At 70.8% G+C, this 9476-nt stretch carries 10 protein-coding genes; 5 read left to right on the top strand and 5 right to left on the bottom strand.

Annotated elements, in window-relative coordinates; all coding sequences use genetic code 11:
* The first annotated feature begins 257 nt into the window (after nucleotides 1–257).
* From MFF30_RS21055 to MFF30_RS21045, 3 genes are all read left to right on the top strand, one after another.
* Complete coding sequence (locus tag MFF30_RS21055; RefSeq protein ID WP_238281880.1) at nucleotides 258–587, top strand: hypothetical protein; 330 nt, start codon at nucleotides 258–260, stop codon at nucleotides 585–587.
* Between the two features lie 57 nt (nucleotides 588–644).
* Nucleotides 645–1094: a GNAT family N-acetyltransferase gene (locus MFF30_RS21050; protein WP_238281879.1), complete on the top strand. Its 450-nt coding sequence runs from the start codon at nucleotides 645–647 to the stop codon at nucleotides 1092–1094.
* A 304-nt stretch (nucleotides 1095–1398) separates the two neighbouring features.
* Entirely contained in the window at nucleotides 1399–3612 is a 2214-nt protein-coding gene (locus MFF30_RS21045; protein ID WP_238281877.1) for a transglycosylase domain-containing protein, read from the top strand.
* A 35-nt stretch (nucleotides 3613–3647) separates the two neighbouring features.
* On the opposite strand, the gene MFF30_RS21040 is transcribed toward MFF30_RS21045, so the two are convergent.
* Complete coding sequence (locus tag MFF30_RS21040) at nucleotides 3648–4910, bottom strand: OprO/OprP family phosphate-selective porin (RefSeq protein ID WP_238281876.1); 1263 nt, start codon at nucleotides 4908–4910, stop codon at nucleotides 3648–3650.
* 84 nt (nucleotides 4911–4994) lie between these two features.
* On the bottom strand, nucleotides 4995–5834 hold the full coding sequence (locus MFF30_RS21035; RefSeq protein WP_238281875.1) for an aldo/keto reductase: 840 nt from the start codon (nucleotides 5832–5834) through the stop codon (nucleotides 4995–4997).
* 273 nt (nucleotides 5835–6107) lie between these two features.
* Between MFF30_RS21035 and MFF30_RS21030 the strand changes: the two genes are divergently transcribed.
* Both MFF30_RS21030 and MFF30_RS21025 read left to right on the top strand, forming a co-directional pair.
* Nucleotides 6108–7175, top strand: coding sequence for an adenylate/guanylate cyclase domain-containing protein (locus MFF30_RS21030; RefSeq protein ID WP_238281873.1), 1068 nt, complete (start codon nucleotides 6108–6110; stop codon nucleotides 7173–7175).
* Entirely contained in the window at nucleotides 7172–7654 is a 483-nt protein-coding gene (locus tag MFF30_RS21025; protein WP_238281870.1) for a YaiI/YqxD family protein, read from the top strand. The genes MFF30_RS21030 and MFF30_RS21025 overlap by 4 nt, the downstream gene beginning before the upstream one ends.
* A gap of 51 nt (nucleotides 7655–7705) precedes the next feature.
* Here the strand turns inward: MFF30_RS21025 and MFF30_RS21020 are convergent, their stop codons facing one another.
* The 3 genes from MFF30_RS21020 to MFF30_RS21010 all read right to left on the bottom strand — a co-directional run bounded on the left by MFF30_RS21020 (nucleotide 7706) and on the right by MFF30_RS21010 (nucleotide 9445).
* A complete protein-coding gene (locus tag MFF30_RS21020) occupies nucleotides 7706–7963 on the bottom strand; it encodes a BrnA antitoxin family protein (RefSeq protein ID WP_238281868.1) in 258 nt (85 codons plus the stop codon).
* 23 nt (nucleotides 7964–7986) lie between these two features.
* Nucleotides 7987–8211 carry a hypothetical protein gene (locus MFF30_RS21015; RefSeq protein ID WP_055956977.1) on the bottom strand — a complete coding sequence of 75 codons (225 nt, stop codon included), beginning with the start codon at nucleotides 8209–8211 and terminating at the stop codon, nucleotides 7987–7989.
* 304 nt (nucleotides 8212–8515) lie between these two features.
* Nucleotides 8516–9445, bottom strand: coding sequence for a DMT family transporter (locus MFF30_RS21010; protein ID WP_238281882.1), 930 nt, complete (start codon nucleotides 9443–9445; stop codon nucleotides 8516–8518).
* Nucleotides 9446–9476: the final 31 nt, after the last annotated feature.

The raw sequence follows: 9476 nt of genomic DNA, 5'->3' as shown, positions 1-9476 counted from the left end.
GAGCCGCACGGGGCCGGGTCCTGCGGCCCTTCTCGCGCAGACGGTCGGCGAGGGCGTCGGGGACGAACGGATCACGCAAGCTCGGTAAGCTCCTGGGACGGTGGTCCGGGCCCCGGCCCGGCGGGTCGGCCCCGGCTTAGGGCGCGGTCGGTTGCCGGGAGATTAAGGGCAGCCAACCCCAGGAGCGGCGCCGGGCGCCACGGAACCACTCCGGTGCGGGCTCAGTTTGACCCGCAGCAATTCAAGGAGAAAACTCGATGTCTGACAGTGTGTTGGCGTCCGTGACCGTCCCGTCTCTGAGGGCCGCCCGTGGGGCACGGGATCGCCTGTCGCGGGCCGGCTTCGCGCGCAACAGCGTCGAGATCGACCGCCTGGACGATGACGCCTTCGCCGTCTCGATCGCGACCCGGCCGGAGAATCACGATCGTGCCGAGCGCATCCTCACCGGCTCGCCCCTGGGCAACGACCTGCGCGAGGCAGGCCAAGCCGCCGCGCGTCACTTGCAGGACAATCGCCCCCTGGCGCTCGGTCTGGCGGCGCTCGCGGGTTTTGCCCTGTTCGGCCTGATGCGCCGGAACTCGAACTGACTTAACCATGACCCTCGCTCCGCCGGACACCCCTGGCGGAGCCGATCGGAGTGACGTGTGGCGAGCCGTTACGGGCTGGAGATCCGGGCGGCGACGGGTGGCGACGCAGCTGGCATCGCCGACCTCCTGCGCGCCTGCGGCCACCCCGTCGCTGCCGAAGCCCTGGCCGAGCGGATCGAAGCCCTGCGGCACGGCCCGGGCGCGATCCTCGTCGCCGTCGAGTGGGGACCGCCGAGCGGCCTCGTCGTCCTGCACTGGTATCCGTCTCTCGCCGCCAACCTGCCGACGGCGCAACTCACCACCCTGCTCGTCGCGCCCGACGCACGGCGGCGCGGCATCGGCCGGTTGCTTCTGAAAGCGGCATCGCAGGCGGCACGCTCGGCCGGATGCGGCGACCTTCAGCTGATCACCGGCCCCGGACAGACGGACCTCCAGGCCTTCGGTGCCGCTACCGGATTCCTCGATCAGGGCGCCGTGTCGGTCAGGCCCCTGCGCAAGAAGGGCTGAGTCGGTTGGGCGCACCGGACAGCTCCTGGATCGGTGCGTGCGGAGGTCCCTCCCCTCGCCGGCCGCCCGAGTGCCGCATGCTCCGAACGGATCAGCCCGACGCGCATGGGGCCGTTGTCGCGCGTCGGACGTGATCCGCAGCCCCCTGAACATCCGATGCACCGGGCGCCGAGGCCACCAAATTTCCCCTGATTTTTCAATGCGTTGAAAAATCGTCGGGTTAACACCCCTTAAACCCGCCGCATTTACCGTGCGCAAGCAGGGTCGCTCGAATCACGAACGAACCTGGGGGCAGACGGGACGCATGGCGAAGGGACGCGCAGGCGGAGGCAGGGGGGAGCCGAACTTCGACGTGCCCGAGGGGCGCGCCGGGGACCCGGCCGATCTCGATCTGCGGCTGTCGCGCGCCGATCGCGCGGGGGGCGGCGTGGCACGAGGCGAGTCAGGTTCGAAGGTCGGACGCGGCACGAAGGGCCGCGCATCCGCCGCACCGCCAGCGCGGGCGCTGCGCAAGGCACCGCGCCGGGCGCGCCGCTCGATCCTCGGACGCCTCGTCTACGGTGTGTTCGTTCTCGGCCTCTGGGGCGTGATCGGCGTTGCCGGGCTCGTGGCCTACCATGCCTCGCAGCTGCCGCCGATCGACCAGCTCGCCGTGCCGAAGCGGCCGCCCAACATCGCGATCCTGGCGAGCGACGGCTCGCTGCTGGCCAATCGCGGCGAGACCGGCGGCCGGGTCGTCAGCATCAAGGAGCTGCCGCCATACCTGCCGCGCGCCTTCGTGGCGATCGAGGACCGGCGCTTCTACAGCCATCTCGGCGTCGACCCCGTCGGTATCGCCCGGGCGGTCGCCCAGAACATCACACGACGGGGCGTGTCGCAGGGCGGCTCGACCCTGACCCAGCAGCTCGCCAAGAACCTCTTCCTGACGCCCGAGCGCTCCGCATCGCGAAAGATCCAGGAGGCGATCCTGGCCCTGTGGCTGGAGCACAAGTACAGCAAGGACGAGATCCTCGAGCTCTACCTGAACCGCGTCTACTTCGGGGCCGGCGCCTATGGCGTCGAGGCCGCCGCCCAGCGCTACTTCGGGAAGCCGGCGAAATCCGTGACCCTGGCGGAAGCCGCGATTCTCGGCGGCCTCGTGCAGGCACCCTCGCGCTTGGCGCCGAACCGCAACCTGCCCGCCGCCCAGGCCCGCGCCGCACAGGTGCTCGCCGCCATGGAGGAGCTGGGCTTCGCCAAGCCGGCCGATGCGAAGCTCGCCCTGGCGACCCCGGCCCGGCCCGCCAGCGTGCGCGGCGGTGGCTCGGCCAACTACGTCGCCGACCTCGTGATGGACGTCCTCGACGACTTCCTGCCCAAGTTCGAGAGCGACATCGTCATCAACACCACCGTCGATACCGGCCTCCAGGCCGCCGGCGAGAAGGCGCTGGTGGACGAGCTGAACCAGAAGGGCGGCCGCTACAACGTCGCCCAGGGCGCCCTCGTCTCGATGAAGCCCGACGGCGCCATCCGCGCCCTCGTCGGCGGCCGCGACTACGCCAAGAGCCAGTTCAACCGCGCCACCACCGCCAAGCGCCAGCCCGGCTCGTCGTTCAAGCCCTTCGTCTACCTCGCGGCGGTCGAGCACGGCCTGACCCCTGACACGGTGCGGGACGACGCGCCGATCAGCATCAAGGGCTGGAACCCGGAGAACTACTCCCGCGACTATCGCGGGCCGGTGACGCTGCGTGACGCGCTGGCGCTCTCGCTGAACACCGTGGCGGTGCGCCTCGGCCAGGAGGTCGGACCTAAGTCCGTGGTGCAGACGGCCCAGCGCCTCGGGATTTCCTCCCCGCTCCAGGCCAACGGCTCGATCGCGCTCGGCACCTCGGAGGTGACGCCGCTGGAGATGGTCGGCGCCTACGCGGCCTTCGCCAATGGCGGAACGGGGGTGATCCCCTACGTCATCGCGAGCGTGAAGAGCGCCGACGGCAAGGTTCTCTACAAGCGCAAGGAGGGCGGGCTCGGCCGGGTCATCGACCCCAACGCGGTCTCGATGATGAACGCGATGATGCACGAGACCTTCGTCACCGGCACTGCCAAGAAGGCCGAGGTGCCGGGCTGGGACCTCGCCGGCAAGACCGGCACCAGCCAGGACTTTCGCGATGCCTGGTTCATCGCCTACTCCGCCACCCTGGTGACCGGCGTCTGGCTCGGCAACGATGACGGCGAGCCGACGAAGAAGGTCTCGGGCGGCAACCTGCCGGGCGAGATCTGGAAGGCCTACATGACCGTGGCGCTGAAGGGCCAGAGCCCCGCGATGCTCCCCGGCGCCAAGAACTGGCGCAACCGCGCGCCCGCCGAACCCGCCGTGACCAACAGCACGCCGGGCGGCCTCATCGGCGCGCTCCTGGGCGAGCCGCAAGCCGCAGCACCTGCAGCGCCCGCCCCCCGCGCCGCCCGGCACGCCGATGCGAGCCGTGGCCCGAGCCAGGACGACCGCAACTTCCTGGAGAAGCTGTTCGGGGTCGGCGAGTAGCGATCCGGCCGCGCGTCTCCGGCCGGGCCACCGCGTCACCAGTACAGCTGGAATCGCCCGATGAAGGCATCGGCGTCGATGGCGCGGCCGCCCTGCACCGCCGAGGGGCTGGTATGGGAGCGGACGTAGTCGGCCACGATGCGGATGTTGCTGTCGGGATACCAGTTCAGTCCCACCGTGACGTCGCGCTCGATGCCGCCACGGATGCCGGCGTCGTCGAGGTCGATGGCGCTGAAGCGGGTGCCGAGTTCGAACACGCCGATCCCGCCCCGGGAGACCCGGTCGCCCTCCGCCACCTGCACGCCGGAGAAGGTCGCGTAGGTGGCGCCGTAATCGGGGGCGAGCTTGTAGGCCCGGCCCTTGCCGTTCAGGACGACGCTGGCCTGGACGTAACCACCCTGGAAGCTCACCGAGCGGGCGCCGCCGGCGCGCTCCACTTCGGTGCGGATGTACTCGGCCTGGACCAGGAACGGCCCGTCGCGATAGGCCGCCTCCAGGCCGATCCGGCCGACGCTCGACGCATCGCGGATGTCGCCGGTATCGACGAAATTGCGTTGGTACAGGAAGGCCTCGGACCGGCTCGACAGGGACAGCCCCTGCCCGTCGCGGGGTAGATCGCGAAAGCTTCCCGCGAGGCCGAGATGCAGGACGCGGTCGTCCTCGTGGAGGAGCGCATAGGTGGCGCGCGCCGTGGCGGCCACGCCCTCGCTGCCCACCCCGGTGTTGGCGTTGCCGCCGAAGACGCTGGCGACCACGGTCCAGTCCTTCCCGTGGCGGCCCAGCGCGAAGCCGAGATTGCGGGCCGGCGCGAACGCATCGGCCAGCGAGCGCTCGGTGAACAGCGTGGTGTTGTCGCCGGTCAATTGGTCGAGGCTGAAAGGCTCCTTCATGTTGCCCACCGTCAGCAGGGTGTTCTCGAAGCCCGTATAGGCCGCGGCCGCATCGTTGATCGGCCGCATCGGGTCGGCGAAATCGTACTGGAAGGCGAGCTCCAGGCTCTTGCCGAGGGTGAGGTAGCTCTCGATCCAGGCCCGGCGCACCGCGAAATTCTCGGGGAACGGCTCCGGGAAGCCGGCCTGCCGAATGGCCGCCGCCCCGTAATCGAGCTGCAGCTTGCCGCCGACGCGCAGCTTGGCGACGTCGGGGAAGGCCAGGGTGATGCCCTTCTCGTCAATCGTCAGGGTCTCGCCGTTGGGCTGGTCCGGATTGCGCCTGTCAGGCTTGGCTTCCTCGGCCAGGGCCGGCGCCCCGGCGAGGCAGCACAGGCCGAGACATGCCGAACCCCGCCATCGCGCCATCGCTTGCATTCCTTTCGCGGGGTCCGGCGCGGATCGTCCGGGCCCGGTCATTCCCGGCCATTGGCCACAACTTCGCCCGGTCCGCTACAGCATCGGCAGGCTCCGTGGGCGTGGACCGCGCGGGAAGGCCGCGTCGAGGGCGGAACGATCCTCCGCCGTCAAGGTGATCGCCCCCGCCGCCGCGTTCTCGCGTGCCCGCTCCGGCCGCGCCGTCTTCGGGATGGTGAAGGTGTCCTCGTCCCGTGTCAGGAACGCGACCGCGATACCGCGTGGCGTCGTGCCGTGTGCTTCCGCGAGGCGGGCGAGCACCCGGCCTCCGGCGCTCGCGGCCTCGGGAAAGTCGCCGCTGCCGAAGGGCGAGTAGCCGACCAGGGCGACGCCGTTGCGTCGGCACCAGGGCAGGACCGCGTGCTCGATGGCGCGCTCCTGCAGGTGGTAGAGGACCTGATTGCAGGCGATCTGCCCCGGGCCAGCGATCGCCAGGGCCTCGTCCAGATCGGCGACGTCGAAGTTGCTCACCCCCCAGGACAGGATCTTGCCCGAACGCTTCAGGGCATCGAACCCCGCGATGGTGTCCTCCAGCGGGTAGCGGCCGGGCCAGTGCAGCAGGTAGGCGTCGAGATGGTCGGTGCCGAGGCGCTTGAGCGAGCGCTCGCAGGCCGCGACCACGCCCGTGCGGCTGGCATTGCCCGGAACCACCTTCGAGACCAGGAACACCTCCGCGCGCCGGCCCGCGATGGCCTCGCCCACCACCGGCTCGGCCTCGCCGTACATCTCGGCGGTGTCGATATGCGTCATGCCGGCATCGAGTCCGGCGCGCAGCGTCGCGACGGCCGTGGCGCGGTCCGCCTGGTCGAGGTGCCAGGTGCCCTGCCCGATAACGGGCACCGCCCGGTCCGCCGCACCGAAAATCCTGCTCCGCATCGGCCTCGTCCTCGCATGATGGTGATTCACAGTGCCAACGCACGGCGGCCACACCGGTCCCCGATCCGGATGCCTGCGTCACCTTGGCCTTACTCGCGCCATCATGCGACGGTGATCAGGACGGGGTTCGAAGCTCGGTGCGCCAAGGGGCTGCGCCGCCTCCGGGCCCATCCCCGAAGGGGCTCATCCGTTGCGCAGCGCTGCTCCCTCCCCCATTCCCGCCGGATCGCCGCCGCCGGCCCCCGCCGGGGCGCCGCACGGGGGACGCCGCTGATGCTGCCGCAGCACCGCTGGTTCTGGCTCCTCATCCTCATCGCCTGCGGCGGGGCGGGCCTCCTCTACAACGTGCTGTTCGCCGGCGGCGCGACGCCCCTCGCCGGCCTGACATACGGTCTTGCGGTGGGCGGGACGACGCTCGCCTTCGATCGCGGCATGATCCTCGGCGGGCTGCAGGCGCGGATGCGCCGGATGCCGGCGAAGTTCTACGTGCCGGCGGCCGAGTTCGCCTACGTGCTGATGATCGCCGCCGGCATCGCGCTGGGGGGATTGCTGGTCTGGGCCTTCGGCCTGACCGACGACGACCTCAGCCACGCCGTGCGGATCACCCCGCGGGTGCTGGCCTATTGTCTCGCCGTCTCGGCGATGCTGGTCTTCGTCATCCGCATGCGCGACCTCATCGGCGGCGAGGTGTTCGTGAACTTCCTCGTCGGGCGCTACCACCAGCCCGTGCGCGAGGAGCGGATCTTCCTGTTCCTCGACGTCGTCGGCTCGACCGCCTTCGCCGAAACCCACGGCGACCTCAAGGCCCAGGCCTATCTCGGGGCGGTCTTCGCGGCGCTCGCCGAGCCGGTCCGGCGCAACGCCGGCTCCATCGACGACTATATCGGCGACATGGCGATGATCACCTGGCCGATGGCCCGCGGCCTGAAGGACGCGCGCTGCGTCGCCTGCGTGTTCGACGTGATGGACCGGCTGGAGGCGGAATCCGAGGCCTGGACGGCACGGTTCGGCACCGTGCCGCGCCTGCGCGCCGCCCTGCACGGCGGCTCCATCGTCACGGCGGAAGTCGGCGTCGACCGTCACAAGATCGCGTATTTCGGGGATGCGGTGAACGTGACCGCGCGCATCGAATCCCTGTGCCGACCGCTCGGCGCCGAGATCCTCGTGTCCGACGACTTGCTGGCCCGCATCGCGCGCCTGCCCGCCGGCATCCGTGCCCGCCCCCTCGGCGCGCATGCGCTGCGCGGGCGCGGGCAGCCCCTCAGCGTCTCAACCCTGGAGCGGATCGGGGCGGAAGCGGTGGAAGCCGGCGCCCCCCCGCACGTGGTCGCCGCGCAATGAGCGGGGACGAGACGCCCCGGACCATCGTCGTCTACATCGACGCGGATGCCTGCCCGGTGAAGGACGAGACCTACCGCGTCGCCGGCCGCTACGGGCTCCACGTGTACGTGGTGGCCAACAGCTTCATGGCCCTGCCGCGCGAGCCCTGGATCGAGCGGGTGGTGGTCAGCGATGGATTCGATGCCGCCGACGACTGGATCGCCGCGCGGGCGCGGCCCGGCACCATCGTGGTCACGGCCGACGTGCCCCTGGCCAGCCGCTGCGTGAAAGCGGGCGCGGCGGTGCTCGCACCCACCGGCAAGCCGTTCAGTGAAAGCGGGATCGGGATGGCGCTCGCAACCCGCAACCTGATGCAGGACCTGCGCGAGGCCGGCGCGATCACCGGCGGGCCGAAGCCGTTCTCGGCCCGCGACCGCTCCGCGTTCCTCGGGGCCCTCGACCGCACCGTCATGCGGCTGAAGCGGGGCGGGTTCGGCTAATCATCGTCGACCGACCCGGTCGAGACGCCGCGATGCGCCGTGCCGCTCGGCCTAGAGGCCGGCGGCGGCCTTGAGCGCCGCGTTGATGCGGTCCTGCCAGCCGGGCCCGTCCTTCTGGAAATGCTCGAGTACGCTGCGGTCGAGGCGCAGGCTCACCATCTCGCGGGCGCCGGGCACGGCCGAGGCCGGGGAGCCCGCAGAAGCCGAGACCGGCTTGGCGGTCTCGACGGGCTTGGTGGTGGCGGCCTTGAAGGCCGCCTCGGCGGCCTGTCGCGGGTCGCTCGGTCGACGGGAGCGATCGAATGCCATGGATTCTCCTCCGCCGGGCCGTCTCAGGACCGCTTGCGCTTGGGCGCTGGCGGCGGGGCAGCGGCCTTCGCCTCGGCGTCGGCGGCTTCCTTGGCGAGGCGCAGGGCCCGCAGCTTCACCGTCCGCTCGTCCACGGCCTTCACCGAGGCCAGGTGCTCGGCCATGGCCTGGGCGCCTTCCTTGGCCATCCGCTCGGCCCGCTCGGCACGCTCCTCGGATCGGGTCCGGGCGTCGGTCTCGTCGCTCATTGCATTCCTGTCCTTGAACCCTCCCGCACGCGCTCGGCGCGGCGTCGCAGATGCCCGTCGGCGCGGCCGCGTGGGCGGTCCGGGCGCCGGATTCCGGTGACCGATCAGGTCGTGACGCGCGCCGGACTAGACCGGGAGACGGCAATCGGGCGGCACGAGAGGCTGTCCACACACCCTTGACGCGGATCGGCTCCGGGCGGGATCGTCGAAGCTCTAGCACGCCGGGCGCCAAAAAGGCCAACGTTTCCCGGCGGCTGCAGCCGCTTGTCCTCAAGCTTCGCGTTTTCGAACAGGCAGGAGCCGCTCAAAACACCGAGATGAGGACGATGCCGGCGACCATCAGGGCGGCGCCCCCGAGCCGGGCGGGGCCGGCCTTGACCTGCTTCATGCCGACCCAGCCGAAATGGTCGAGGGCCACGGAGGTCAGAAGGTTGGCGGTGATGAGGAGCCCGTTGAAGGCACCCGCGCCAACCTTGTCGACGAAGAGCAGGCCGCCGAACACCGCCACCGCCCCGGTGATGCCAGCCAGCGGCATCCACCAGCGCACCCCGGACACGTCCTCCCGCGTGGGCAGCGGCGTCGGTCGCACGAGGAACACCAGCACGAACACGAACACGACGGGCAGGAATGACACCGTCGCGGCGAGCCAGGGGTTCACCAGGGCGCCGCGCAGCTGGGAATTCCAGACGACGCCGACGGCCTGCAGGATGCCCGCAACCACGATGAAGGGGTAGAGCAGCTTCGGGTTGAGGCCGTGCCCGCCGTCCTTGTCCCCGCCCTTGTCGGCGGTCGTGCGGGCGATGAAAAACACGCCGATCGCCATCAGTAGCCCGCCGAGCCAGGGCATGAGCTTGAAGCCGCCGCCCTGGAGGCCGAACAGGCCGAAGGAATCCATGGCGAGCGAGGCCAGGATGTTGGCCGTGAGCGTCAGGCCGTTGAAGGGGCCGGCCCCGACCTTGTCGATGAAGGCGAGCCCGCCGAACACCGCCACCGCGCCGGCCACGCCTCCGAGGGGCGCGTACCAGGGCATCTTGCCCAGGGTCTCCAGGGTGGGCAGCGGCGTCGGCATCACGAGGAACAGCGTGGCGAACACGAACACGATGGGCAGGAACGAGACCGAGGCGGCGAGCCAGGGGTTCACGAGCCGGCCGCGCAACTGCGCGTTCATCGAATTGCCGAGCGCCTGCAGGACGCCCGCGACGAGGATGAAGGGATAGAGCAGTGCGGCGTTCACGGGGGACCTTGGGCTGGGAACTTCGGGCGGG

It is taken from the genome of Methylobacterium goesingense (genome assembly GCF_022179225.1).
Taxonomy (GTDB): domain Bacteria; phylum Pseudomonadota; class Alphaproteobacteria; order Rhizobiales; family Beijerinckiaceae; genus Methylobacterium; species Methylobacterium goesingense.
The sequence above is the reverse complement of the archived record's forward strand: the minus strand, read 5'-3'. Positions and strand labels throughout refer to the sequence as shown.

Bases quoted from the DNA above. Each gene is read 5' to 3' on its own strand.
- MFF30_RS21055 (WP_238281880.1), top strand. From the start codon at position 258: ATGTCTGACAGTGTGTTGGCGTCCGTGACCGTCCCGTCTCTGAGGGCC.
- MFF30_RS21045 (WP_238281877.1), top strand. From the start codon at position 1,399: ATGGCGAAGGGACGCGCAGGCGGAGGCAGGGGGGAGCCGAACTTCGAC.
- MFF30_RS21040 (WP_238281876.1), bottom strand. From the start codon at position 4,910: ATGGCGCGATGGCGGGGTTCGGCATGTCTCGGCCTGTGCTGCCTCGCC.
- MFF30_RS21035 (WP_238281875.1), bottom strand. From the start codon at position 5,834: ATGCGGAGCAGGATTTTCGGTGCGGCGGACCGGGCGGTGCCCGTTATC.
- MFF30_RS21030 (WP_238281873.1), top strand. From the start codon at position 6,108: ATGCTGCCGCAGCACCGCTGGTTCTGGCTCCTCATCCTCATCGCCTGC.
- MFF30_RS21025 (WP_238281870.1), top strand. From the start codon at position 7,172: ATGAGCGGGGACGAGACGCCCCGGACCATCGTCGTCTACATCGACGCG.
- MFF30_RS21020 (WP_238281868.1), bottom strand. From the start codon at position 7,963: ATGGCATTCGATCGCTCCCGTCGACCGAGCGACCCGCGACAGGCCGCC.
- MFF30_RS21015 (WP_055956977.1), bottom strand. From the start codon at position 8,211: ATGAGCGACGAGACCGACGCCCGGACCCGATCCGAGGAGCGTGCCGAG.